The organism is Streptomyces sp. NPDC015139 (assembly GCF_043079785.1).
Classification (GTDB): Bacteria; Actinomycetota; Actinomycetes; order Streptomycetales; family Streptomycetaceae; genus Streptomyces; species Streptomyces albidocamelliae.
The window spans coordinates 54,267-79,254 of sequence record NZ_JBIBUW010000013.1 but is presented as its reverse complement, the minus strand read 5'-3'; the positions used below and the strand labels follow the sequence as shown (position 1 = coordinate 79,254).

Sequence of the window (24,988 nt, the reverse complement as noted above, 5' to 3'; positions counted from 1 at the left end):
CGCCGCGCACAGGTCGCGGGAGATGTCTCACCCCGAGCCTGTTGACGCGGCACGAGTCGGGCGACGACGATCGGCGCCATGCCTCGCGGTCCCGCCCTGGGCCCCCCTCAACTCTCCGAACCGCTCCTGCGGGAGCGGTGGCGGATCCTGCACGCCGTCCACGACCGGGTCGAGGAGGTGGCGGAGACCGCCGTCGACGTGATGCGCGCGGAGATCCCGTCGTACGCGTTGCAGGACGAACGGTTCTTCGACGACGTCCGCGAGCAGGTGCTGGAGCACTACCGGATGCAGTTGGCGGCGCTCGCCGGTGACCGCGACATCGCCGCCGAGGACCTGGTCTTCAGCCGCGCGGCAGCCATGCGCCGGGCCCGCGCGGGGTTCGCCCTGGAGGACTGGATCAGCGCCTTCCGCGTCGGCCGGCAGGTGATGTGGGACGCGTTGCTCGACTGCGCGGGTACGTCAGCCGAGGCCCAGCAGGCCGCTCTGTCGCTCGTCACCCCGTTGATGCGCTACGTCGACTACGCCAGCACCCACGCCGCGCAGGCCTACGTCGAGTACCAGCAGCATGTGGTGGCGGACGCGGACCGGGAACGCAGGGACCTCCTGGACCAGCTCCTGGCGGGCGTGGCACCGACGCGCGGTCCGCTCCTGGCCGCGGCCCAGGCGTACGGCCTCGGACCGCGCTCGCCGATGATGGCGGTCGTGGCGGTGTGCGTGGGGGACACACGCACGGGCGACCACGCCTCGGCCGAGAACGGGTATGCCACCAGCGCGTCGATCAGTGTCGCGGGGCCCTGGGCCGGCCGGACGCTGGTCGTCGTGCGCCATGGCGAGGTGGTGGCCGTACCCGTGCTCCGGGCCGGCATGGACGCGGTCGACATATGCGCCCACTTCGAGGCCGTGCAGCAGCGGCTCGCGCGCCAGGGCACCAAGCTCTGCATGGGCATCAGTACGGTCGCCCGGGGTGCCGCCGAACTGCCCCGGGCCTACGAGGAGGCGCGGGCCGCCCTCGACCTGGTGCCGAGCGCGGGCGGGGTGGCGGCACTGCCGCGACTGTCGCCCTTCGACTACCTGGCTCTGCGCGCCGACGACCTCGCGCGTCAACTGGTCGATCCCCGCGTGCGGGCGCTCCTGGAGGAGGACCGCGAACGCGGCGACACACTGGCCACCACCATCCGGGCCTTCGCGGAGGCGGACCTCAACCTGCGGCTGGCCGCCGGCCGGCTGCGGGTGCACCACAACACGGCGCACTACCGGCTGCGTCGGATCGAGGAACGCACCGGCCGCAATCCGCGCCGGATCGCCGACCTCCTGGAACTGCTGGTCGCCCTCGCCATCCGTGACGGGGCCGGGGAGAGTGAGGAGTGCCAGTGAGCGGGATCATGGAGTCCGCGGGGACCGAGGCCGCACGTCAACTGCCAGGTGCTCGGGGGAGCATGGACCTCCCGGAGGGGGCCGCAGGGCAGGACCGGTCGACGCGGCACGCGCTGCTGGAGGCCGCCTTGGACGTGTTCACCGAGCGTGGTTACACCGACGCCGGCCTCACTGAGATCGCGGCGCGCTCCGGCATCCCGGTAGGCACCCTCTTCCAGCACTACGGCGGAAAGCGAGGGCTCTACCTCACCCTGTGGGAGGAGTTCCGGGAGGAACAGGAGCACCGGACCGCGGCCACGCTGGCCGCCGAACGCAGCGAGGGTACGGCCGACCCCATCGCCCTCTTCGTGGCGGGAGCGAGGGCGTACCTGGAGGGCGCCTGGGACAACCGGAAGCTCGGCAGGCTCTTCGCGGACGACGACGGCCCCGCCGGTTTCGACGCGCTGCGCAGGCAGTGGGACCGCGCATGGGTACGGCGCAACGCCCGGCTGCTGGAGGTGGACGAGCGGCGACGCGCCGGCCGCGTCCGGGTGAGCGTGCTGACGACCGTCATCGGCGGGGCGGCACGTGAGCTGGGCGACTGCGGGGACGAGACGGAGGCCCGGGAGATCGTGGACGAAGTGTGCGGCATCCTGATCCATCTGTCCGCACGGGCCGGCTGAGGTCGCCGGAGCCGGCGGTGCGTCAGCCACCACCGGCCTCACCCGTGCCGCTGGGCGAGCCACTACTGGTGGGAGAGGTGCTGGTACTGCCGGAAGGGCTGGCGGAAGGGCTGGTGGAGGGCCTCGTGGAAGGGGCTGCCGTCCGCGGAGGCGAACTGGGGCGGCGGCTGCTGCTGGAGGCTCGTGGGCTCGGCGTCGCCTTCGCCGGTGAAGACGCGGGGGCGGTGGCGCGGGCGGAAGGCCGAGAGGTCGGCACAGTACCGCGAGTCGCCGGCAGTGGACGCCGGACATCGTCACCGCGACTGTCCCGGACGCCCTTCCGGGCCGGGTGCGTGCTCGCGCGCTCCGGTGAAGCCTGTTCATCGGGAACACGGGCCCCGGGCTCGTCCGTGGATGGCTGGTCCGGGATCGAGGCTGCCCGGGGGGCCGTCGACTGGGAGAACACCGTGGCGGTGCCCAGCCCTCCGAGGAGGGTGAAGGCGGCCGCGGCGAGCGACCGGAAGGCGTACTTCTTCAGGAGCGCCTGACGGTCGTACCGGTCGGCCGGCAGGTCTTTTGAGACAGTCGGTGATCCCGGAGGGGGCGACCCGGGGGAGTTCGACCCGTCGATCAAGTAGGGCCCCGGCAGTGTGGTTTCGACGGCCGGAGCACCGTCACTCCGATCGCTCGGCTGTGCCACGCCGGGGTCGTAGGCCCCACACTCCGGGCAGGTCACAGCGCCGTTGAGCGTGCGGCTGCACGGGCTGCAGTAGTCCATCAAGCGCCCCTTTCGGTCCTACTGGGGCCAACGGGGGGCATCGCACGGGTACTCATCCGCGGGAGGAAAAGTGGGGCAAGTAACTCTGCCGAATGGGTTGTTGAATACCGGAGTGCGGTGGTCGGGCGGCTGAGCGCACGCCGAGCGGAGCCGGTGACTGGTCTACACCCTTGACTGGTACAGACCAAAGCGGTTGAGTGTGCTCCCACACCCCCCACCACGGCCGCACCCACGCAGTCGCCGGTCCGATCGGCACGTTTCCACGAGCCCCGGCTCCGCGCTGCCCTCGACCGGTGCGGCCGTGCTCCACAAAGGAGTTGACCCTGTGTCGAAACGCCGCCTCTCCGCCGTGGTCACCGCACTCGTCCTGGGAAGCACCGTGCCCGTCCTGCTGCCGGCCGCCGACGCGTCGGCCGCCGCGTGTTCGAGCTACCCGAGCTGGGTCGCCGGAAGGCAGTACAGGACCGGCGACATCGTGCGCTACTCCGACGGCAAGGCCTACATCGCCGAACACGACAACCCCGGCTACGACCCGATCATCAGCACCTGGTTCTGGGAGCCGTACGGCTGCGACACCGGTTCCGGGACCCCCGTCGGCACCTTCGTGGTGAGCGAGGCGCAGTTCAACCAGATGTTCCCGAACCGGAATTCCTTCTACACGTACAGCGGCCTCACCGCGGCTCTCAGCGCCTACCCCGCCTTCGCGAACACCGGGAGCGACGCGGTCAAGAAGCAGGAGGCCGCGGCCTTCCTCGCCAACGTCAGCCACGAGACCGGTGGTCTGGTGTACGTGGTGGAGCAGAACACCGCCAACTATCCGCACTACTGCGACTGGAGCCGGCCGTACGGCTGCCCGGCCGGACAGTCGGCCTACTACGGACGAGGCCCCATCCAGCTCAGCTGGAACTTCAACTACAAAGCCGCGGGCGACGCCCTCGGCATCGACCTGCTCAACAACCCGTGGCTGGTGCAGAACGACGCGGCCGTGGCCTGGAAGACGGGGCTCTGGTACTGGAACACCCAGACCGGGCCCGGCACGATGACGCCCCACAACGCCATGGTCAACGGCGCCGGCTTCGGCCAGACGATCCGCAGCATCAACGGCTCGCTCGAGTGCGACGGCAAGAACCCGGCACAGGTCCAGAGCCGTGTGGACGCCTACCAGCGGTTCGCCCAGATCCTCGGGACGTCACCCGGCGGCAACCTCTACTGCTAGCAGTTCCACGCGCGTGCGAGGTCGACGGGGGCGAAGCGGGAGCAGTCGTCGGTGGCCGGATACGCGTCGGAGCCGACGAACCCCCATCCGGCGCCGGGAGCGCGGCGGAAGAACTGCAGGCCCGAGCCTTCGTCCTGGAGTTGGACCCGGTCTTCGCCCGCCGCGCCGGCACCGGCTTCGAAGCGGACGGCGGCGTACCGCGTGGTGCCGCAGCCGCCGTAGTAGAAGTTGCCCGGCTTCGGCTGGATATGACCGACCCCCTTGGCGTGCTCCCAGGCCTGGGTCACAGCCAGCTTCACGTCCGCGGGGGCCGGCAGGTTCTCGCACGGGGCGGCGGCAGCAGCCAAGCTCGGCGCTGCCGTCGGTCGAGAGGCCTCGGCCCCCGCCTTGGTGGTGGGGACCGAGGGCGTCCTCTGCACCACGCTCGGACCGATGGAACCGGTGACCGGCCGCGACTTCGTCGGCGTGGGCGAGGCCGCGGACGTCGCGGATGCCGACGCACTCAGCGCAACCGTGGGCACGACGCTCGGGCTCGCTGCCGAGCCGGGGCCGTCGTCGCAGGCCACAAGGCCGGCGCAGGCTACGAGCGTCAGAGCGGCTGTGGCCGCGGCCCGTCCGTGGCCGAAGATCATGGGACCCCCCAGTCGTCGACACGAGCTCTCGCGCCGCAGCTTTCTCGCCGCAGACTATAAGCCACGAGCGGTGTCACTGGCGGCGCTCCCAGGGGTCGCGCGGGCTGTCAGCATCCTGCGCTGACAGCCGCTCGCAACGACGACGACCCAGCGGACCCGCCAGCGGGAGTGGCCTGGGTCAGCCGGTCGCGCTGCCCGCGACCCACGCGCTCCACGGCATGTTCCAGTCGCTGAGGCCGTTGTCCGGGGACAGCGTGCTCTTGTCCTCGGAGTTCTTGATGACGACGACGTCGCCGATCATCGAGTTGTCGAAGAACCACGCGGCGGGCTGCTTGCCGTCGCCTCCACCCCTGACGTCCTTCAGGCCCACGCAGCCGTGACTGGTGTTGAGCTTGCCGAAGACCGACTTGGCGCCCCAGTAGTTGCCGTGAATGAAGGTGCCCGAGTCCGTCAGACGCATGGCGTGCGGCACGGCTTCGATGTCGTAGGAGGGCTTCCCGTCCTTCTCCGTGAGGCCGACGGTCGCGCCGTTCATACGGATCTGCCGGAACTTCTCGGAGATGACCATCCGGCCGTTGTACGTCGGGTGCTCGCGGCTGCCGGACGAGATCGGGATGGTCTTGATCGTCTTGCCGTCCCGCACGACGGTCATCTGCTTGGTCTTGGCGTCCACGGTGCTGATCTGGCTCCGGCCGACCTTGAAGGTGACCGTCTTCTGGAGACCGAGGCGGGTGAGCTTCACGGTGACGGTGGAGCCGGCCTTCCAGTAGGTCTGAGGCCGGAAGTCCAGGCGAGTGTCGTTGAACCAGTGCCCGACCACCTGCTGTCCGCTGCTGGAACTGACCTGGATCTCGGACTGCACGGCGGCCTTGTCGGTGATCGCCCTGTCGAAGTTGACCGTCACCGGCATGCCCACTCCGACGGTCGAGCCGTTGGTGGGGGAGAGGTGCCCGATGAAGTCGTTGGCCGGGGAGACCGTGGTGATCGTGGCGTTCCCGGCTGCGGAGCGCCCCTTGGTGTCCACGGCCTTCGCGGCGATCTGGTACTTGGTGGCCCGCTGCAGCGGACCGTTCGGCTTCCAGGACGTGCCGTCGGCGGAAGGGGTGCCCGTAACCTCGGCACCGGTCGCGACTGCCGTCATGGTCACCTTGGCGAGTTTGCCCTTGCTGACGGTGACCCCTACCGGGTCCGTGGTCCCGACGTTGTGGGAACCCTCGCCGGGCGTGATCGTTATTCGGGCGTCGGATGCGTCCTGGGCGGGATCCACCTGCGCCTGCGCCGACGGCTTCGGGTCGCTGCCGGCGTCGTTGCTGCTGGTCGCAGCGCTGCTGGTGCCGCCGAGGGCCGTAACTGCGAGTACGCCGCCGAGTGCGCCGGCCAGAGTCACCAGCCCGGCGTGTCGTTTACGTGCCGTGAGCAAACGCTTCTCCCGTGTCCATGGTCTTTGTGTGCCCGAGCTGATCGCCGGACGAACGGTCCTGGCTCCATAACCATATATAGCCCGGCATCTATCCGAAAAAGGGCAAATTGTGGTGCAGGCCACGCATGTTTTCGAGCGCCTCGCCCCCAGTCGTGGTATGTCACGGCTCCACGATTGCCACAGCACCGAACCCGCAGGTCACACCCCTCGCACGGCGCCTGGCCCCGGCGCCGGGAAAGACCCGGTCCGCCATGCCGTGGCACCAGTCGCCCCAGGTCCCTGTCACCTCGCCGGGCGTCCGTCGGTGAGTAGGAGCGGTGGCCATGCCGGAGCCGCCGACGGTGTTGGTGAGGGGCACGGTGGCATCACGACAGCCCGTCCGCCCCGGCCGGGCGTCCGTGCCGGTTCACGGGGACACCGAAGGTCTGCCGCGGACAGTGCGGCCCTTCGGTCGGTGCGGACAAGGTGCGGCCCCGACCGTACGGGGAGGCGGACGTAGCCGAGGAGGTTGGCGCGTTCTCGTCGCCGAGCGGCGCGCCGCGACGGCTCAACGGCGCTTTCGAGACGCGGGTGATGCTGCCCGCGCCGCAAGGGCACGCCCGTGTGCGTCGTTCCGGCTGCGAAGCCGGCCACGGTCTCCGGGCAGCGGTGGCAGCGGGCGGGGGACATGGGCGTCCGATCGTGATCCCTCGCGCCGGTCCGGAGTCGGAGGGCTACGGCTGGTGAGGGCCTGATCCGGGCGTCGATCGGGACCGGCCGCCGCCCGGGGTGCCCGCCCCTCGCGCATGGCCGCCATGCTCGCCGTGCGGCGGGGCACCTGACGCCGGCGGACGCAGGTGCGTATCCCGGCGTACCGCACCCGCGCCGGAATGTGCGGCCCGGAGGTCGGCGTGGGCGCCGCCCCGATCCCGCGTCCAGGGCCTCGCGGGACGTCCGGCGAAGGTGGCGGGCCGGTCGTGAAGCGGAGGTGGGGGGATCACCGTCCTGACATGCGGTTCAACTTTCAGCAAATCGGGCGACGGTATGTCCTCGCCGGGATCGCACAGAGCACGCCCCGAAAGTCGCACCACCACGCACTCCGCATTTTGCGTCCTCTTGGCCGGGCGCGAAGTATTGCGGCGGTATTTCACGAGAAACGGAATGTGGTGCGGAGAGTTCCACTTCTGATCATCGTCCTGGCATCCTCCGGAATCCGTAGCGTCGGCCGCGGTGGCCGGAAGTGCGGAAACGCCGTTCCCGGGCCAGCTGGCAACGATGTCCGCGGCATGTCCGCGACGGATTCCTGGCCGGGCCGCGAATTTTCCCTCCGTCTCACCGTGCGGAAATCGCTTTCCCGGCGACTTTCGGGCAGGGATGGATTTGCCCATGACCCCGTGGCGGAAAAGGAGCCTTGACCCCCGTGTGCGCCTGGCCCAGCTTTGATGCCGCCGACCGCCGGTCGGTTGCACATCCCGCTGAGAAGGGACCTGCTGTGAAGTCGACTGTCGCCATGAGCAAGAAGGCCGGCACCAAGAAGATTGCGGTGCGCCGCACCGGCGATGTGCGTCTGACGTCCGCCGCCTGTCAGTGCCCGTACTCCGTCCAGGCGTAACGATTCGCCTGCCGCTAGTACGAGTCCGTGCTCGGGTGCGCCGCTGGCCGGCGCGCCCGAGCACGGGCCGGCTCCGGGTCCTGAGGAGGGCGTGTGACCGCTGACGGTCTTCTGTTCCACGAATTGAGCTTCGTGCGCGAAGGCGACGACGTCGTGGTCGGCCGTCTGGACACCGGGTCCTACGCGGTCTTCCCCGCCGACGGGGCGGAACTGCTGAAACAGCTGACGGAGGGCATGCCGCTGACCGCCGCCGCGGACTGGTACGAGACCACCTTCGACGAGGAGGTGGACCTCGACGACTTCGTCGAGACCTTGCACGACCTGGGTTTCGTACGCGAGGAAGGTGGCCGGCATCCCACCACCGTGTCGGCCCCGGTACGCCTGCGCGGGCTCGGGCGCGCCGTGTTCTCCCCGGTGGCCTGGTGCCTGTACGCCGCCGTCGTCGCGGGGTGGGCGTGGGCCGCGGCCGTCCACACGGACCTGGCCCCCCATCCCTCACAGATCTTCTTCGTGCACTCGCTGCTGGTGGTCCAGCTCGTCATCACCCTCGGACAGGTGCCGCTCCTCCTCGTCCATGAAGGTTTCCACATACTCGCCGGCCGCCGTCTCGGTCTGCCCACGCGGTTGAGTCTCAGCAATCGTCTGACGTATATCGTCGCCGAAACCCAGATCAATGGACTCCTGAGCGTTCCGCGAGCGAAACGCTATCTTCCGTTTCTCGCCGGGATCGTGTGCGACGGAGTTGTTTTCGGTGCTTTCGGACTCGTCGCCGAGGTGACCCGTCGTCCGGACGGAACATTCTCCTTCGCCGGCCGGCTCTGCCTTGCCCTGGCATTCACCGTCGGCGTCCGGATGCTCTGGCAGTTCCAGCTCTATCTGCGCACCGACCTCTACTACGTGGCCGCCACCGCCTGGAACTGCCACGATCTGCACGACGCGGCCATGACGTTGCTGAAGAACCGGTTGTGGCGCCTGACGAACCGCCCGGAACGCCTCGTCGACGAGGAGCAGTGGACCGCCCGGGACCGCCGCGTCGGCACCTTCTACGGCCCCTTCATCGTGCTCGGCTATGGCGCACTCGCGGCCATCACGATCTTCGTCAGCGTCCCGGTGACCGTCCAGTACGGCAGCATCGCCGCACGAGCGATCGGCTCCGGTGAACTGGACCCGGCCTTCTGGGACGCCGTGCTCTCCCTGTGCATGAACATCGCCCAGATCGTCGCTCTCGTGGTGCTGTCCCGAAGGAAACGCCGGAACAGCAAGCCGGGGCCCACCCACTCGTCGTCGTCCCCGGAGGTCGAACTCTCATGACGCGCCATCTACGGATCGTGGGCGAGAGGCGTGAGGACCGCCTCCGCACCGTCGCGACCCACACCGGCAAGGCACTCGTGGTCCGCTGCCACCAACGGCTGCGCGGCCCCTACACCGGTGTGGACACCGTGCTGCGTGCCATCCTGCCCGAGGCCCGACTGCGCTGGCCCGACCTCGTGGACGAGCATCGTGTGGCCCTCCTGTACGGCATGCCCGAGCTGGCGGAGATCATCGGGCCGCCACCGCGGACCCTGGCCGACGACGCGCCCTACGAGGAACGGACACGCTTCTTCGGCGCCGGCTGGATCCGCGCGATGAACCAGGGAATCGTCACGTTCCTCCTCGAGTACGCCCAGCGCCTCCAGACCGACGGGACCCCGGCCGACGAGCCCGCCGTACCCCTGGAGGTCGCGTTCGACGAGGTCCACGCCGCCGAGGCGACCACGAGGGAACTGCTCGCACTGCTGGTGCGCCGGGCCGACGCGCGCGTCCTGCGGATCGTGGTCGCGGCGAACACCGGCACGCTGACCGAGGAGTTGGACGCCGCACTCGGCGACGCGGTCACGCTCCCGGCCCCCCGTGACGGCGGGCGTACCCCGGTCCACCGAACCGACGCCGAACGGGTGGCCGCCTACGTCGACGGCGACTGCACCGACGACGACCCCGCGCTGGTCCGCGCCTACCAGCAGGCGGACCCGCGGGCGGTCGCACTGCTCCACGACCGGCGCGCCGACGCCCTGGAGGAGGTCGCCACCTGGGGTGCCCGCATGAGTGCGCTCACCCACCACCGGGAGCACGGCAGCGATCCGTCCGGCTCGGGACGGGCCGCCCTGCTGGCCGCACAGCGCCACGCGGTGGCCAAGGGGTTCTCCGCCGCCGTCGTCGACCTCGGCCTGCGCGGCCGCGGCCTGAGTGACCCACGCGAACACGAGCACGACTACTGGGAGTTCACCCGAGAGGCGGCGGCCGCCTGCATCCCGATCGGCCGCCTGGAACAGTCCATGGAGCTGTACCAGGACCTGCTGCGCCGCTTCACCGACCCGAAGATCCACATGATGACCAGCTACGCCGTCGCCATGTTGCACACGCGCTTCCTGAGACCGCGTAACCACGAGCTGGCCGTCCAGTGGCAGCACAACGCGGTCGCCATCGCCGGCATCCTGCCCGACCCGGCCGAACGCCTCACCTACAGCGTCTTCCACGACAACGGCCTCGCCCTCGTGGAGATGCACCGCGGCAACCGGCACCGGGCCCTGGAACTGGTGGAGTCCTGCATCAGCCGCCTCGACGGCCGCCTGGAGGACGACCGCTGGGTCCTGCACCGCTCCCAGCTGCTCTACAACAGGGCCCGCCTCCTCGTCGCCCTGGGCCGCCCCGACGAGGCCCACGCCGACTACTCCCGCCTCGTCGACCTCGATCCGTACTACACGGACTACCTCTCGGAACGCGCCAGGATCGAACGTGACCGCGGCGACCTCGACGCCGCCCTGGCCGACTACGACCGCGCCGTACGCCTCGCGCCCCCCTTCCCGGAGCTGTACTACAACCGGGGCACGGCGCGGGCGCAGAACGGTGATCACAAGGGTGCCCTGGACGACTTCACCCGCGTCCTGGAGATGGAGCCCGACGACCTCGAAACGCGTGTCGCCCGGGCGGAGTTGCTGCTGGAGGCAGGTGATCTCGACGGAGCCGAAGCGGACACCGACACCGGCCTGGCCCGGCACCCCGACGAGGTGCAGCTGCTCTGCCTGAAGGGCACGGTCCTCCTGGAACGCGGCACGCTCGACGCCGCCCTTCTCGCCTTCGACGGAGCCCTGCGCAAGGACCCCCGGTATCCGGCCGCGCTCGTCAACCGCGCCGTCGTCCACTACCGGCAGGCGCAGCCCGGCAGAGCCGTGGCGGACCTCTCCGTGGCGCTCGACGTCGTCGGTGACGATCCCGACATCCTGCTCAACCGCGGTCTCGCCCACCTGGCCGACGGCCGAACGGAGAGCGCACTCGAAGACTTCGACCACGCCCTCACTCTGCCCGACGCCGATGTCGCCGAACTACGGCGGCAACGCGAGCTGTGCGGCGGAGGGGGCGCCCGGTAGCCGACGTGGTGCCTGCCGGGGCGGGAGTGCGGTCGTGTCACCGAACGGGGCCGGCACCACGGCTTGGTCTCGTGGCCGAGGAGAAGGCTGCCGTGGCGCAGTCGCTTGAGGTGTGCCGGCCGGGTTCCCCCTCCCCCCCCAGGGGGGTCCGTCGCCGTACTGCTCCAAGGGGTGTGACCCGCGGGCATGATGGGGGCCATGACTCACACCGCCCGCCGGATGTTCGAGCTCCTGGAGCCGATCTGCCTCGTCACCTACTTCGCCGAGGAGTCCAACGAGGAGCTGGCCGCGCTCGGCCACCGCACCTACTGGGACGGCTACTTCGCCAGCCGAGCCGCACCGCTGGGGCGGGTACCCGCGCAGGTCGTGCACGCCGCGTTCTACAGCTTCGCCGACGGGGAGGCCGCGCGGCACATTCCCAGTGCCTGGGAGACGATCCCGCCCGAGGCGTCCGTCGCCGCGCGGGAGCGCGGCAGCGCTGCCTCCGTACGACGGATCCTCGGCGACGAACTGGCCGGCTCCCCAGGCCTGGTGCGCGCCGCAGACCTGACCACCAAAGCCGCGACCAGTGCGCCCATCGAAGGCCGGGTGATGTACGCCGGAATGCGCGCCCTTCCGGTGCCGAGCGACCCGGTCGCCCGGCTGTGGCATTCCGCGACCATGCTGCGCGAGCACCGGGGTGACGGCCATGTCGCCGCGCTCGTCGGCGCGCGCATCGGCGGCACGGAGGCCCATGTGCTCTGGGCGCTCGCGAAGGACATCCACCCGCCGGAGTCGTTCGGGCGCATCCATCACCTGCCGAAGGAGCGGCTGGCCGCGGTCATGGACGGCTTGCGCGAGCGCGGACTCGTCGACACCGAAGGCCGGTTCACCGACGCCGGCCGCGAGACCAGGCGACGCATCGAAGCCCTCACCGACGAGCTCGCCGCCGCGCCGTACGACGCCCTGTCTCCCGCCGAGCTCGACGAGCTGGTCGCCGAGCTCGAACCCATCACCGCGAAGCTGGTCGCCGCGGGATCGCGGTGACGAGCGGCGACTGACGGGACGAGGAATCCACCGTAAAGAAGGGCGAGTTCACGGCCCGGTGGTCGCGCCCGAGGTGCTCGACCAACTGAAGCGTCTCCTGGCCGTTGGAGGGCGCCCATCGCGCCGCTGACGGTCGTCGCGGCGCCCGGTGGTCAGCCGGACGTCGCCATGTGCGCGGGATCGGGATGGTGATCCGCTGCGCCTTCTCGACCAGGGCGTCGGGCCAGTGCTGACCGAAGACCGCGGCCGTGATCCGGGGTTCGACGGCCACGAACGGCACGCCGATCGCCGTGCCCATGTTGACGCGCGGTCGACGACGGCAGCCGGGGACCAGAGGACGCCAGGGACATCGCCCCCCGCGAGATGTTCTCGCGCTTGGCCATCAGGATGGCTGGACTTGGTCGAAAAGAGCGAGGGCTTCGGCCGGGTCCGGGCTGACCAGGCGTTCCAGACCGGCCGTCGTGATCTTCGCCCACCTGCCGGCCCGTGCCCACATCTGCTCCTCGAAGGCGCGGACGGCGTCGTCGAGATCGTCCGGTCCGGCGGCTATGGACTCTGCGAGTTCGGCGCCTTCGAGCATCGCGAGGTTCGCGCCCGCCCCCAGCGGGGGCATCAGATGGGCGGCGTCGCCGAGGAGCGTCACCCCGGGGGCGTGGGGCCAGGTGTGGGACACGGGGAGGACGTGGAGGGGGCGGTGGACGAAAGTGCCGCCGTGGTGGAGGAGTTCGAGGACGGGAGCGGCCCAGCCGTCGAACAGGGCGAGCAAGGTCGACCGCAGGGCCTCGACGTCGGCCGGGTCCAGGTGCGTGTGCCAGTCCAGCGGCGCGCGGAACTGGGCGTACACCTTGACGTGGCCGCCGCTGTTCCGCTGGGCGACGAGGGCTCGGTTCACGCCGTACACGGCCAGGGAACCGTCGCCGATCAACCGGGCGAGGTCAGGGTGCCGGGTGTCGACGTCGTCCAGGGCGGTCTCGACCGAGGTGACACCGGTGTAGTGCGGGGTAACTGATGAGACTGCCGGCCGGACGCGGGACCACGCGCCGTCCGCGCCGACCACGAGGTCGAACGCCTCCTGCCGCCCGTCGGCGAAACGGACCAGTGCCCCGTCACTGGTTCCCGGCACCACCTGCGTCACGGTCCGCCCCCACCGGACGTCGAGGGTGCCGAGCAGCAGGTCGCGGAGTCGGCCGCGGTCGATCTCGGGATGGGCCCGGTCGTCCGGGCGGGGTCGCCAGTCGCGCAGGACGGTCCCGTCCGTGTCCAGGATGCGCATGGCCTGACCCTCAGGCCGAGACAGTGCCTGGAACTCCGCCAGCAGCCCGGCCTTGTCCAGTGCGAGCTGGCCCAGCTGTTCGTGCAGGTCCAGTGTGCCGCCCGGCGGGCGGGCGTCGGGGGCGGGATCGCGCTCGAAGACGGTGACGGGGCAGCCATGGCGGCGCAGGACGCGGGCGAAGGTCAGGCCGGCGGGGCCGCCGCCGATCACAGCGATGCGGTGTCTCATGTCGATACACTGTATTGATCCAGTACGTTGTATCGCAACAGTACGATCTACTCATGACTGTGTGGGACCGGCCGGAGCCGCCGACTCGCCCTGTGCCGCTCGACCGGGAGCGCATTGTCGCCGCCGCCATCGCGCTGGCCGACGAGGGCGGGCTGGAGGCGGTGTCGGTGCGCAAGGTCGCCGCCCGGCTGAACGCCGGCCCGATGCGGCTGTACGGCTACATCTCCACCAAGGAAGAGCTGTTCGACCTCATGGTGGACGAGGTGCAGGCCGAGATTCTCCCCGAGGAGCAGCCCGGTGACTGGCGGGAGGCGCTGCGCACCCTCGCCCACCGCACCAGGCGCGCCGCTCTTTGTCATGAATGGCTGGCCGACCTGCTCGGCGGCCGCCCGACCCTGGGTCCGAACGGCCTCGCCGTGGCCGAGTCCACGCTGGCCGCCCTCGACGGCCTCGCCGACATCGACACCGTCATGCGCGCCGTGGAGACGGTCAGCGCCTACTACACCGGCGCGATCAGGCGCGAGATCGCGAACCTGCGGGCCGAGCGTGCGACGGGCCTGTCCAAGCGCGACTGGCAGCGCGCCTCCGGCCCGTACATCACGAGGATGCTGGCCACGGGCCGCTTCCCCGCGCTGAGCAAGGCCGTTCACGACGGCACGGAGGTGGACGCCGAGACGTCTTTCGCGACCGGCCTGGACTGGGTCCTCGATGCCGTGGCCGCCAGACTCGCCCTGCCTCCGGCATGACTCGTCCCTGCCCGCTGCGCGGTCGTAGCCTCTTCTGAGTGCTTCCGTGCCGGTGGGTGCGCGGGGCGTCCACCTGGGGCGTCGAGCCGCGTTCGCAGGGTTCCACCGGCTGCTGGGCTCCGGAAAGCCGAGGGCCGGTGGTGGCAGGGCGCGCCGTCAGTGTTTCGAGCCCTTCGGCTGACGATGCGACACCTGCTTCCGAACCGAGCGCCACCGTGACCGCGTCTGCTCGACCACCGCGTCCCACTGCCGGCGCACCTCACGGTCGGACGGACGGTCGCCCGCACGGATCCGGTGCAGCTCGTCCCGTACCTCTCGTCCCAGTGCCGCCGACGCGACCAGGGCGAGCATGGCCGTGAAGAGGGCGGAGATCATCGCGAAGACCGCACCGACCACCCCGTAACGGGCCGCGGAGGAGTTGAAGAGACGTGGCATGTAGATGCCCGCCCCCACGGAGTACGCCGCTGTCAGAACGGCGCCGGTGACACCGAAGGGAATCAGGTCCGGCCAGCCGATCCGTTTCGCCGACAGCACCCAGCCGCTCCAGACGAGGAAGGCAGCGGTCACCGGGATCTCGCACACCACCGCGGCCAACCCCAGCGCGTGCCCGCCGAGAAGCGCGGACAGCACGGTGATGACCACCGCGTAACAGCCGAGGGTGAGGATCCACCACAAGCCGTTGCGCGTGTTGCGCACACTGAGGGGCTTGAGTTCCCACGCCTGCTCGAAGAGTCGCTGCGCGGCTCGCGTGAAACTCAGCACCGAGATCGTCAGAAAGACGAAGCCGAGGATGCCCACACTCGCGCTGGTCTCCTCGGCGGGGGAGAAGAGCGAGCTGACCGCCTCGGCGCCCGCACCGGTGAGGTTGTAGCGCTTGATGATCTGCTCTGCCGCGTCGTAGTGCCCGAAGGCGGTGCCCAGGATGATGGAGACCGGGACCAGTGCTGTCAGAGCGCTGGAGGCCAGGGCCATCGAGCGGTCGAAACCCACGATCTTCTGGAACCGGTTGACGACCCGCAAGGCGAACACCGGCCGCAGCCAGAACGTCAGTGTTCTGAGGAGGCGCTCTCGGTTGATCTCCGTCCCCCTGCCTTCCGCGAGGATGGGGCCATTGCCGCGAACTCAGGAACGACCCGGGGGCGCTCGACCGACCGTCGGGCGCCCCCGGAGTCTCACTCCCCGTCGACGAGTTTCTGGTACGCCTTGGCGTCGAGCAGGCCGTCGAAGGATCCCTTGGCGGTCTTGATCTTGAAGAGCCACATCTCGTACGGGTCGCTGTTGACCTCTTCGGGACTGTCCACGACCTCTTCGTTGATCTCGATGATCTCGCCGCCCACCGGGGCGTAGAGGTCCGACGCCGCCTTGACCGACTCCACCGTGCCGACGGCGTCTCCCGCATCGACCACCTTGCCGATGGAGGGCAGGTCGAAGAAGACGATGTCGCCGAGGGTCTTCTGGGCGTGGTCGGTGATGCCGACGGTGACGGTCCCGTCGTGGGTGCGGATCCACTCGTGGTCGTCGGTGTACTTGAGATCGGCGGGCACGTGGGACATGTCAGCTCCATCAGCCGTGGGGGATGCGGCACGGCCGCCTCTGTCGGCGACCGGCAGGGACAGCTTGCTGTACCGCCTGGAGATGACGTGTATTTCGGCCCTCACGGTCCGCCGAGCGGGTGACGCGGGCGCACACCGGCGCAGCCCGTCGGGTTGTGCTCGCCTTCGCACTCTTCTCAAACCGCGACATCGGCTCCATGCCGGGCGAGGCGCCCGTGGTGGCTGCCTTCCGGATCGGGTATGGCCGCCTTCGATGTCGATGTCGATGTCGATGTCGATGTCGATGTCGATGTCATGTCGATGTCACGATGCTGCCGTACTCAGCGCGGCCTCCGCGATCGCCAGGGTTTCCCGTCCTCCTACGGAGCCGAACCGTGCGCAGATGCGGATGCACCCTTTTCGTCATGGTCCGCATGGTCCGCGCAGGCCCGCGCGACCCGCTTCAGTGCTGAGGCGGTGGCAGGGTCACCAACCTTGGCGGGCTGCTCGTGGCCGTGGTCTTCGGCACGGTCGTGGTGGAAATGGGAGGGCGCCAACCGGTCGCCGGGACCCTGGTGCTCCTGTGCCATGGTCGTGCCGGCCGACGCCGGGGCTGGGCCGGTGCCGGCCGCGGTGGACGGCTCGTGGGGCCGGGGCGCCTTGCCCTGAACGCTTCGAGCCCGGCTGTCCGAGGTCGTGTCGTCGTACACGCTTACCGCGGGTCGCGGCTGGGTCAGCCAGGCGACGGCCGCACCGGCCAGGGCGAGGGGCCATTCCACCACCCCGGCGAAACCGAGCACACCGGCTCCGGTGTACACCGCCAGTCGACGACCGCGGGGAGAGATCGCTCCGATCCGGTCCAACGCGCCGTCGGTGATCTTGTTCAGCTGCTCGACGCCGGGGATGCGGCGCAGTCCGGAGCTGATGGTCTGCAAGGGCTGGGGCAGCTCCGATGCACTCGCCGTGACATGGCTCATAGCGGGCTCCCTCCGCGCGTCGTTCGAGAGTTCCACCCCCGAGTTTCCAGATCTCACGCTGTATACGCCCCGCGCGTCGCTGCCAAATTCCGCGACGTGCCTCCCGCTCGCGCACCCGATCCGGGGTCCGGTGGCGTTGCTGCCCAACGGCTACGCGTGTACTCGGGTGGGGGCGGGTGGCGTCGAGGGGGGTGACGGCCGTCCGAATGCCGCGCCGGCTGCCCTCCGGCTACGCGCCGCTGTACGGCCGCGTCGAGCCCGCCCCCGCCGCGGCGCCCCGGCACGGCCTGGGTGCAGCAAACCTGCCTCGCGGCATGTGAGCGTCCAGCTGCCCGTGCCGCTACCGGCGGAGTCTGGCCTCCACTCGACCGCCGGTGACGCGGGTGTCGAAGGCGGGCTGCGGCGCGGTGGCGGGACCCTGGACGTTCCAGCCGTCGGTCAGCCGGAAAAGGCTGCCGTGCCACGGGCAGCGCAGGCAGCCGTCTTCGAGGACGCCTTCCGACAGGGGGCCGGCGAGATGGCTGCAGTGCTCGGCCAGCACGTGCACCGCGTCGTCCGGCCGGCGTACGACGACCACGTTGACGTCCGCGACCGTGCGGCGTACCGGTTTGTCGTGGGGCAGGTCGCGCAGCTCGGCGACGTGGTGCCATCCCGGCCCCACCAGCTGCGCAACGGCTTCGGCGTGGTTGGCTCCGGCGGCCTGCCGGTAGGCGAGATGTCCGCCGAGCGCACCGCCCGCACCGATGACCGTCAACCCCGCCCAGCCGAGCATCCTGCCCGCGGTGTGCCGTCCGCGAAGGCGTGCGCCGAGCGAGGTGGCGTACAGGGCCACGCCGGCGGCGTTGGCCGCGGCATGAACGAATCCGATCCGTTGCTGCGGACGGTTGCAGTCCGCCCAGTCCACCCAGCCCGCCAGCGCGGCCGGTGCGGCCGCCATGAGGCCGGTGGCGACGAGGGTGCCCGCGGCGCGTCGCTGTCCGGGCAGTACGTCGAGCAGAGCTGCTGACAGCCAGCTGCCCACCGGTACCTGTACCAGCAACGGGTGCACCGGGTGGCCGAGCCAGCGGCCGTGCAGCCCGTCGCGCGCCCGGCCCAGCGGTGCCGCCTGGATCACCCGTTGCACGGCGTCGAGCAATCGGTCCGCGCCGGAGAACCGCTCCACCCGGTCGACGGCTTGCAGGAACCGGCCCGGGCCCTGGGAATCAGGCGAGAGGCGCTCGGCCGGCGGAGCTGTCCGATGCAGGACGTCACTGAGTTTCATCTGCTGCGAGTAGCCCCTACGACGGCGCGTAATCCGTCGCGGTGCGAGGCGAGCCATGGGTGCGGGCTGATGTGCGAACACCGGCGCGGGCATTGGGGCAGATGAGGCGGCCTCCTCCCCGAAAATGCCAGCTCAGGTTCATGACAACGCGACTAGTGTGACCCGGTGACAGAATTCAGCGTTCTCAGTGACAGCACGGAATGGCGGAAGCGCTTCGAGGAGCGGCTGCGCGCCTCGTACACGGCGGCAGGGCTCGGTGCGGCCGCGGCGGAGCGCATGGCCGAAGAGGCGTGGTCCGGCAGCGACTGGACCGTCGCCGAGATCACGGACGCCGGTCGCCACGCGGGGTACGTCGCCGTGGCCATGACCGAGGTCAACGGCACGCTCGCGGGCCGCATCGGCGATCTGCACGTCGACGCGTCCCATTCCGGCCGAGGGCACGAGCAGGCCGCGCGGAACTGGGCCGAGGGCTGGTGCGAGCAGCGCGGCGCACGCCGACTGGACATACGGCTCACCGAGCCCGCCGGTGAGCTGTTCGACGGCTACGGCGTCCGCGGCCAGTTGAGAGCGCGTCGCGTCGGTTCTGCGCCGGAACCCGGCGACGGGATCACCGGACGGCCGATGACGCAGGCCGAGTATCCCGACTGGCTCGACTTCGAGAAGGCCGCCTATGTCGGCGACATCGTCCGGGCGGGAGCCCTGAGCCCCGAAGAGGCCGTACGCAAGTCGGACCGCGACTTCGCCAGGTTGCTACCTGAGGGCCTGTCGACGCCCGACAACACGTTCCTGGTTCTCGAGGCGGCGGGGGAGCGGATCGGCACGGGCTGGCTGAAGCACGGGCACGTCCCAGGAGTCAGCTACGGCTATTCGCTGCACGTCGAGGAAGCCCACCGCGGCAAAGGGTACGGGCGGGCGGCGATGGCGGCCGGTGAACAGGCCACGCTCGCGGCCGGCGACTCCGTGCTGATGTTCACCGTGTGGGGCGGCAACGAGGTGGCGATGAACCTCTACACGAGTGCCGGGTACCGAATCGTGGAGGAAAGCCGTTCCCTCGGCCTTCCCCGCTCCTCGGTCTGACGCGACGCTACTTGTCGTAGGCGGCCGATTCGTCATGCGTGGTGCCGCGACAAGTCGTCGAATGGCGCGTTCCGTGCTGGGCCGCGCGCGTGGTCGTCTCTGCGAGCGAGAAATGCGCGCGGCCGGTTGTGGCTCGTGTCCAACCGGTAAGGGCCTCAAAAGGATCTCCCGGTCCGCCGCCTCCTCGACGGCCCCCGGCGCATCACGCGCGGCGGCACATATTCCGTTTCGCTTCTTGTCCAGCGCAGGCGGCCGTTGCATGCGCAGTCGGCCTCAATGGGGCGGCGGTGAACATGCCGCGGCCTTTTTGAGCCGACCAAGTCTCGGCAAGTCGAGAACCCGCCAAAAACGCGGTGCGTGCATTGCTTGACTCGAACTCGGCGAAACTGTTAGAACATGTGACGGAAAACGGGGGACGCCGCCCAGGGCGGTGAAAGCAGGGCGGGGGGCGCTGCGACAGGTATTTCTCATCCGGGGGTTCCGGGCGTCGGCCCGATGTGTGCGCGTATCAGTGGCTCAGATCATTTCGGCACCGTACTTGGTGTCGTCATTCGGTCTGTCCGCATTCCAGGTGAACGGGTCGCTTCGGCGCACCCTTTTTCTGCACCACTATACGGGAAAGTTGGCGTGAACAACACGCCCGCCCGTGCACTTCTGTTGCCTACAGGCTCATAGAACGGTGCGGTTACGTGAAAGCATATTTAGCCATTTTGCAGCTCAGGGACTACCGTCTGCTGTGGTCGGCCCTGGTATTGAATCTCCTGGGTGACGGCGCCAGTTACGCCGCGCTCGCCTGGATCACGCTCGACAAGGCCGGCGCCGCCGGTCTGGGCGTACTGGGCGTCTGTCTCACCCTCCCCGTGATCGTGGGAGGCGCGTTCGTCGGACCGCTTCTCGACCGGTTCTCCCGGCGCAGACTCTTCATCTCCGACTCGGTGTTCCGCGGCTTCGTCGTCGCCCTGGTGCCGCTGCTGGCGCTGGCCGGCGCACTGCATGTCTGGGTCCTGTACGCGGTCGCCCTGGTCTACGGACTGCTGAAGATCATCCCGCTGGCCGGTACACCGGCCGTCCTGCCCGAACTGGTCCCCGAGGACAAGCTCCAGGCCGCTTCCGGACTCGAAGCCACCGCCATGGGCGCCGCCAACGTCGTCGGACCCGCTCTCGGCGCTCTGCTGATCACGGCGTTCGGCGCCCAGAACGTCCTGCTGCTGGACGCCGCCACCTACTTCGCCTTCGCCCTCCTGATCAGCATGATCAACGCGCCTCTCGGCCGTCCCGAACCGACCGGCGACGCCGTGGGCGAGAAGCCCGGCTGGAAACCCGTGTTCCGCCTGGTCAGCCGTGACCGCTTCCTGCTGGTGCTCACCCTCTCCTTCGGAGCCTTCAACGTCTCCGCGGGCGCCCTGGTGGTCGCCCTGCCCTGGCTCGCCAAGGACGAGTTCCACGGTGGCCCCGGCGTGCTCGGCCTGATGCTGGCCGTGATGGCGGCCGGTGAGCTGATCGGCTCCCTCGTCTCCGGTGCCGCGAAGACCTCCGAGAAGCAGATGATGCGCATCGGCGCGCTGCAACTCCTGTCCGGCGCGGTGCTGTTCCTGCTCGTACCGAAGGCGCTGCCGTTCATCCTGATCGGTCTGGTGCTCAACGGCATTCTGTCCGCGCCCATGACGGTCCTCGGCGGCGTGGTCCGCATGACCCGCGTGCCCAACGCCATGCGGGGGCGGGCGATGACCCTGATGCGTACCGTCATGGCCGGTGCGCTGCCCGCCGGCTCCGCCCTCGGCGGTGTGCTGCTGAGCGGCGACCACTACAGCGTGCTCATCCTGGTCGTCGCCTCGCTCGCCGTACTGCCCGGTGCCCTCACCCTGTTCCTGTTCCGCAACCTCGCCTTCCAGTTGGGGGTGACAGCAGCAGATGACCAGCGTGCGCAGCGGGACACCGACCCGGACGCCGACGCCGTCCCCGCCGGTTCCTGACACCCGCCCCGACACCGACGGCGACGCCGTCCTCCTCGTCACCGACCACCCGCGCACCCGGGACGCCGCCGACGCCGCGCTCGCCTCGCTGCGCCTGCCGAACGCGGCGACCCCGCACGACCTGGCGGCGTTCGCCCTCCTGCTGCACCGCTACACCGGTCAGCGACGGCTGCTGCTCGACGTCGATCTGAGCGAACGCGGCGCGGGGGCGCTGACCCTCACCGTCGAACCGGACGAACCCGTCTCCGCCCTGCTGGCCCGGACCGCGCATGCGGCCCCGCACCAGCGCCCCGCGGACACCGCCGTACGCTACGCCGACCACCCCGTTCCCGCGGGTCCGGCGGAACTCGAGCTGACCCGGGACGGCACCGATCTGCTCCTCGGGTACCGTTCCTCGCTCTTCGACGAGCCGACCGTGCGGCGCCTCGGCGATCATCTCCGGCGCGTCGCCGTGTTCCTCGGCCGCCGCCCGCAGGCGGCGGTGCACGAGGCGGACCTGCTCGGGGACGACGAACGGGAGCTCATCCTCGGCGCCTTCAACGACACCTCCCGGCCCTACCCCGACAGCGCCGGCATCCCGGCCCTCTTCGGCGAGCAGGCCCGCAGCAACCCGGACGCGACCGCCGTCACCGACAGCTCCGGCCGGCTGACCTACGGCGAGCTCGACGCGGCCGCCGACCGGCTGGCCCACGCCCTCCGAATGGCCGGCGCACGGCACGGCGAGCGGGTCGGCCTGCGCACCGGCCGCACCGCAGACCTCGTCGTCGGTGCGCTCGGCATCCTCAAGGCCGGCTGTGCCTACCTGCCGCTGGAGACCGGCCTCCCGGCCCGGCGCACCGAATGGCTGCTCGCCGACGCCTCGGTGCGTGTCCTGGTCGCCTCGCCCGAGGTGTCCGTGGACTTCGCGTTCGACGGGACGGTGCTCCACCCCACGGGCCACCCTTCCCCGCACCCCGCGGAACACCTCACCGCGCAGTCCGGGGAGGACCCGTCCGCGCAGCCCGCGGACCACCTCACAGGGCCTGCCTCGGCGGCCGACCTCGCGTACGTCTGCTACACCTCCGGAACCACCGGACAGCCCAAGGGCGTCGAGGTCACCCACCGCAACGTGGTGCGGCTGGTCAAGGGCACCGACTACGTACGGTTCAGGCGGCCCCTACGGGTCCTGCCCACCGGCTCCATCGCCTTCGACGCCAGTACCTTCGAGCTGTGGGGGCCGCTGCTGAACGGCGGCAGCGTGCACCTGGTGGACTCCGACGTCATCCTCGACGCACGCGCGCTCGGGCGTGAGCTGGCCGCTCACGACATCACCACCCTGTGGCTGACCTCACCGCTGTTCAACCAGCTCGTGGAACAGGACGCCACCGCGTTCCGCGGGCTGCGCGAACTCGTCGTCGGCGGCGACGCCCTGTCGTCCGTGCACGTCGCGAAGGCCATGACGGCGTGCCCCGGGGTCACCCTGGTCAACGGGTACGGCCCCACGGAGAACACCACCTTCTCGCTCACCCACCGCATCACCCGGGACGACCTCGGCCGGATACCGATCGGGCGCCCCATTGCGCAATCGACCGCCTACGTGCTGGACGACCGGGGGCGGCTGTGCCCCGTCGGCGTGCCCGGAGAGCTGTGCCTGGGCGGGGACGGTGTGGCGCGCGGCTATCTGGGCCGGCCAGAGCTGACCGCCGAACGCTTCGTGCCCGACGTGTTCTCCCCGGGCGGCGGACGCCTCTACCGCAGCGGCGACCTGGCGCGCTGGCGGCCCGACGGCATCGTGGAGTTCCTCGGCCGGCGCGACCACCAGGTCAAGGTGCGCGGGTTCCGAATCGAACCGGCCGAGGTGGAGAAGGCCATGCTCGGCCACCCGGACGTGGCGGAGGCCATCGTGGTCGCCCGCTCCCGCCCGGGCCCGGGGGAGAAGTACCTGTGCGGCTACTACGCCGGGCCGCGCCCGCCGGCGCCGGAGGTCCTGCGGGCCCACCTCGCGCAGGCGCTCGCGCCCCACATGGTCCCCGCCCACCTCGTCCCGCTCGAGGCGCTGCCGTTGAACCACACCGGCAAGGTCGACCGCGCCGCGCTGCCCGACCCCGGCGGCGCCGACCTGCCGCCCGGCACCACCGCCGTCCCTGCGTCGGACGACATCGAGCGGGCCCTGGTGGACCTGGCCGAACGGGCCCTGGGCATCAAGGGCCTCGGCGTCGCCCATGATCTGCGCGACCTCGGCGCCGACTCCCTCACCGCCACCCTGATCGCGGCGGGCGTCCGCGAGAGACTCGGGCGTGAGTGCCCCGTCAGCGCCGTGCTGCGATCGGGCACCCTGGGCGGGCTCGCCGCGTTACTTCGGGGGAGCGCCCCCGTCACCGAACCGGCGATCCGGCCCGCGCCGCCCCGCCCCTCGTATCCGGTCACCCCGCAGCAGCGCCGGCTGTACTTCGAGCAGCTCAAGGACGAACGGGCCGTGCACTACAACGTGCCGGTCACCCTCGAACTCCCCGCCGGCACCGATTCCTTGCGGTTGACCGACGCCCTGCGCCGGCTGACCCGGCGCCATGACGCGCTGCGCACCCGGTTCGCCGTCACCGACGACGGCCAGGTCGTGCAGCACATCGACGCAGACGTAGAACCGTCGATCCGGGTGCACGACGGCGAACCCGCGCCGCTCGCCGCATTCGTCCGGCCCTTCGACCTGTCCGAGGCACCCCTGTGGCGCGCGGAGGTGCACCGCACACCGGCCGCCGTCACCCTGCGCCTGGACCTGCACCACATCGTGGTCGACGGCTATTCGCTGACACCGCTGTTCGAGGATCTCGCCACCCTGTACGCGGGCGACGAACCGCCGCCCCCCACGCTCCGCTACCGCGACTACGCCGTGTGGCTGGCCGGACCCGACGGGTTGAGGCAGCGGAAATCCCAGGAGGCCTACTGGCGAGAGGAGTTCGCCTCCCCGATCGACCCCGGCGACCTGCCCACGGACCGGCCGCGGCCGCCCCTGCGCGAACTCGCCGGCGATGTCGTCACCTTCGACCTGGGCCCGGACCGCACGGCACGGCTCAGGGAACTGGCCAGGCAGCGGGACGTCACCCTGTTCGCGGTGCTCGCCTCGGCCCACGGCATCCTGCTCGGCCGGCTCAAGGGCACGGCCCACGTCACGTTCGGCACACCCGTCTCGGGCCGCACCGCCCCCGGACTGCACCGCACGGTCGGCATGTTCGCCCAGACGGTATGTCTGCGCGGCGACGCGGATCCCGCGCTGCCCTACGAGACCTACCTGCGGCGTACCGCCCGCACCGCCGAGGAGGCCTTCGCCCACCAGGACTTCCCGTTCGACGACGTCGTCGCCCTGGCCGCGCCCGTACGCGACTACAGCCGCACCCCGCTGTTCGACGCCCTCATCGCCCTGCACAGCGGCCGTTACACGGCGGTCGACTTCCAGGGCGCCCGGGTGCCGCTGCGCCTGGAACCCACCGGGCAGGCCGTCTTCGACCTCAACCTGCAGATCCACGAGGACGCCGGCACCCTGCGGGCCGCCTGGCAGTACGCGTCCGGACTGTTCCGCCGGGACACGGTGGAGGGCTGGCGCGACGACTTCGTGGCCCTGCTGGACGCCCTCAACGCCGACCCGACAGCGCCACTCGGCGCCCTGTGTCCGGACCGCCCCGAGCGCCCGACCCGGGCCGCCGCGGACGCCTTCACCGCCGAACTCGACTTCGACCTCTGATCCGCCGGGCGCCCGGCGCCCGAGCACCTGACACCGTCGCCCCCACCATTCGAGGGTGACGCACCGTGGCCGCTCGGCCACTCCGCGCACATGTCTGACCCCACGTCGCTTCAGCGCAGGAGAC

The 24,988-nt window shown here is 70.5% G+C and carries 18 protein-coding genes; 10 read left to right on the top strand and 8 right to left on the bottom strand.

Annotated elements, in window-relative coordinates; genetic code table 11:
- Window positions 1–78: 78 nt before the first annotated feature.
- From ACF08B_RS30165 to ACF08B_RS30155, 3 genes are all read left to right on the top strand, one after another.
- On the top strand, window positions 79–1,374 hold the full coding sequence (locus ACF08B_RS30165; RefSeq protein ID WP_392320308.1) for a PucR family transcriptional regulator: 1,296 nt from the start codon (window positions 79–81) through the stop codon (window positions 1,372–1,374).
- A gap of 62 nt (window positions 1,375–1,436) precedes the next feature.
- Window positions 1,437–2,036 (top strand): TetR/AcrR family transcriptional regulator, encoded by a 600-nt coding sequence (locus ACF08B_RS30160; RefSeq protein ID WP_392320307.1) that lies wholly within the window; start codon window positions 1,437–1,439, stop codon window positions 2,034–2,036.
- Window positions 2,037–3,118: 1,082 nt separating this feature from the next.
- Window positions 3,119–4,009 carry a glycoside hydrolase family 19 protein gene (locus ACF08B_RS30155; RefSeq protein WP_392320306.1) on the top strand — a complete coding sequence of 297 codons (891 nt, stop codon included), beginning with the start codon at window positions 3,119–3,121 and terminating at the stop codon, window positions 4,007–4,009.
- Here the strand turns inward: ACF08B_RS30155 and ACF08B_RS30150 are convergent.
- Window positions 4,006–4,296: a hypothetical protein gene (locus tag ACF08B_RS30150; protein WP_392320305.1), complete on the bottom strand. Its 291-nt coding sequence runs from the start codon at window positions 4,294–4,296 to the stop codon at window positions 4,006–4,008. The two genes, ACF08B_RS30155 and ACF08B_RS30150, sit on opposite strands and share 4 nt — an antisense overlap.
- A 523-nt stretch (window positions 4,297–4,819) precedes the next feature.
- Window positions 4,820–6,028 carry an Ig-like domain-containing protein gene (locus ACF08B_RS30145; protein WP_392320304.1) on the bottom strand — a complete coding sequence of 403 codons (1,209 nt, stop codon included), beginning with the start codon at window positions 6,026–6,028 and terminating at the stop codon, window positions 4,820–4,822.
- 1,717 nt (window positions 6,029–7,745) lie between these two features.
- Between ACF08B_RS30145 and ACF08B_RS30140 the strand changes: the two genes are divergently transcribed.
- The 3 genes from ACF08B_RS30140 to ACF08B_RS30130 all read left to right on the top strand — a co-directional run bounded on the left by ACF08B_RS30140 (window position 7,746) and on the right by ACF08B_RS30130 (window position 12,082).
- On the top strand, window positions 7,746–8,963 hold the full coding sequence (locus ACF08B_RS30140; protein WP_392320303.1) for a hypothetical protein: 1,218 nt from the start codon (window positions 7,746–7,748) through the stop codon (window positions 8,961–8,963).
- On the top strand, window positions 8,960–11,056 hold the full coding sequence (locus ACF08B_RS30135; RefSeq protein ID WP_392320302.1) for a tetratricopeptide repeat protein: 2,097 nt from the start codon (window positions 8,960–8,962) through the stop codon (window positions 11,054–11,056). Before ACF08B_RS30140 ends, ACF08B_RS30135 begins: the two co-directional genes overlap by 4 nt.
- A gap of 198 nt (window positions 11,057–11,254) precedes the next feature.
- Window positions 11,255–12,082: a MarR family transcriptional regulator gene (locus ACF08B_RS30130; RefSeq protein ID WP_392320301.1), complete on the top strand. Its 828-nt coding sequence runs from the start codon at window positions 11,255–11,257 to the stop codon at window positions 12,080–12,082.
- Here ACF08B_RS30130 and ACF08B_RS30125 read toward each other — a convergent pair.
- Window positions 12,048–12,380, bottom strand: coding sequence for a hypothetical protein (locus tag ACF08B_RS30125; RefSeq protein WP_392320300.1), 333 nt, complete (start codon window positions 12,378–12,380; stop codon window positions 12,048–12,050). The genes ACF08B_RS30130 and ACF08B_RS30125 overlap by 35 nt on opposite strands.
- Window positions 12,381–12,464: 84 nt before the next feature.
- On the bottom strand, window positions 12,465–13,583 hold the full coding sequence (locus ACF08B_RS30120) for an FAD-dependent oxidoreductase (protein ID WP_392320299.1): 1,119 nt from the start codon (window positions 13,581–13,583) through the stop codon (window positions 12,465–12,467).
- Window positions 13,584–13,636: 53 nt separating this feature from the next.
- On the opposite strand from ACF08B_RS30120, the gene ACF08B_RS30115 reads away from it, so the two are divergent.
- The gene (locus ACF08B_RS30115; protein ID WP_392320298.1) at window positions 13,637–14,329 is read left to right on the top strand and encodes a TetR/AcrR family transcriptional regulator; all 693 of its coding nucleotides are present in this window, start codon (window positions 13,637–13,639) and stop codon (window positions 14,327–14,329) included.
- A gap of 156 nt (window positions 14,330–14,485) precedes the next feature.
- Here ACF08B_RS30115 and ACF08B_RS30110 read toward each other — a convergent pair whose 3' ends face one another.
- The 4 genes from ACF08B_RS30110 to ACF08B_RS30095 all read right to left on the bottom strand — a co-directional run bounded on the left by ACF08B_RS30110 (window position 14,486) and on the right by ACF08B_RS30095 (window position 18,099).
- Window positions 14,486–15,358, bottom strand: a complete 873-nt coding sequence (locus tag ACF08B_RS30110) for a YhjD/YihY/BrkB family envelope integrity protein (RefSeq protein WP_392320297.1) — start codon at window positions 15,356–15,358, stop codon at window positions 14,486–14,488.
- Between the two features lie 143 nt (window positions 15,359–15,501).
- On the bottom strand, window positions 15,502–15,882 hold the full coding sequence (gene gcvH, locus ACF08B_RS30105; protein WP_392320296.1) for a glycine cleavage system protein GcvH: 381 nt from the start codon (window positions 15,880–15,882) through the stop codon (window positions 15,502–15,504).
- Window positions 15,883–16,241: 359 nt separating this feature from the next.
- Entirely contained in the window at window positions 16,242–16,838 is a 597-nt protein-coding gene (locus ACF08B_RS30100) for a hypothetical protein (protein WP_392320295.1), read from the bottom strand.
- A gap of 340 nt (window positions 16,839–17,178) precedes the next feature.
- Window positions 17,179–18,099, bottom strand: a complete 921-nt coding sequence (locus ACF08B_RS30095) for a Rieske 2Fe-2S domain-containing protein (protein ID WP_392320294.1) — start codon at window positions 18,097–18,099, stop codon at window positions 17,179–17,181.
- A gap of 165 nt (window positions 18,100–18,264) precedes the next feature.
- Here ACF08B_RS30095 and ACF08B_RS30090 point away from each other — a divergent pair, with 165 nt between their 5' ends.
- From ACF08B_RS30090 to ACF08B_RS30080, 3 genes are all read left to right on the top strand, one after another.
- Window positions 18,265–19,176, top strand: coding sequence for a GNAT family N-acetyltransferase (locus ACF08B_RS30090; protein WP_392320293.1), 912 nt, complete (start codon window positions 18,265–18,267; stop codon window positions 19,174–19,176).
- 710 nt (window positions 19,177–19,886) lie between these two features.
- On the top strand, window positions 19,887–21,149 hold the full coding sequence (locus tag ACF08B_RS30085) for an MFS transporter (protein ID WP_392320292.1): 1,263 nt from the start codon (window positions 19,887–19,889) through the stop codon (window positions 21,147–21,149).
- Entirely contained in the window at window positions 21,088–24,864 is a 3,777-nt protein-coding gene (locus tag ACF08B_RS30080; protein ID WP_392320291.1) for an amino acid adenylation domain-containing protein, read from the top strand. Before ACF08B_RS30085 ends, ACF08B_RS30080 begins: the two co-directional genes overlap by 62 nt.
- The last annotated feature ends 124 nt before the right edge of the window (window positions 24,865–24,988 follow it).

What these genes read in the sequence shown, in the direction of transcription:
- ACF08B_RS30165 (WP_392320308.1), top strand. Translation starts at nt 79, where the DNA reads ATGCCTCGCGGTCCCGCCCTGGGCCCCCCTCAACTCTCCGAACCGCTC.
- ACF08B_RS30160 (WP_392320307.1), top strand. Translation starts at nt 1,437, where the DNA reads ATGGACCTCCCGGAGGGGGCCGCAGGGCAGGACCGGTCGACGCGGCAC.
- ACF08B_RS30135 (WP_392320302.1), top strand. Translation starts at nt 8,960, where the DNA reads ATGACGCGCCATCTACGGATCGTGGGCGAGAGGCGTGAGGACCGCCTC.
- ACF08B_RS30130 (WP_392320301.1), top strand. Translation starts at nt 11,255, where the DNA reads ATGACTCACACCGCCCGCCGGATGTTCGAGCTCCTGGAGCCGATCTGC.
- ACF08B_RS30125 (WP_392320300.1), bottom strand. Translation starts at nt 12,380, where the DNA reads ATGGGCACGGCGATCGGCGTGCCGTTCGTGGCCGTCGAACCCCGGATC.
- ACF08B_RS30120 (WP_392320299.1), bottom strand. Translation starts at nt 13,583, where the DNA reads ATGAGACACCGCATCGCTGTGATCGGCGGCGGCCCCGCCGGCCTGACC.
- ACF08B_RS30115 (WP_392320298.1), top strand. Translation starts at nt 13,637, where the DNA reads ATGACTGTGTGGGACCGGCCGGAGCCGCCGACTCGCCCTGTGCCGCTC.
- gcvH (WP_392320296.1), bottom strand. Translation starts at nt 15,882, where the DNA reads ATGTCCCACGTGCCCGCCGATCTCAAGTACACCGACGACCACGAGTGG.
- ACF08B_RS30100 (WP_392320295.1), bottom strand. Translation starts at nt 16,838, where the DNA reads ATGAGCCATGTCACGGCGAGTGCATCGGAGCTGCCCCAGCCCTTGCAG.
- ACF08B_RS30095 (WP_392320294.1), bottom strand. Translation starts at nt 18,099, where the DNA reads ATGAAACTCAGTGACGTCCTGCATCGGACAGCTCCGCCGGCCGAGCGC.
- ACF08B_RS30080 (WP_392320291.1), top strand. Translation starts at nt 21,088, where the DNA reads ATGACCAGCGTGCGCAGCGGGACACCGACCCGGACGCCGACGCCGTCC.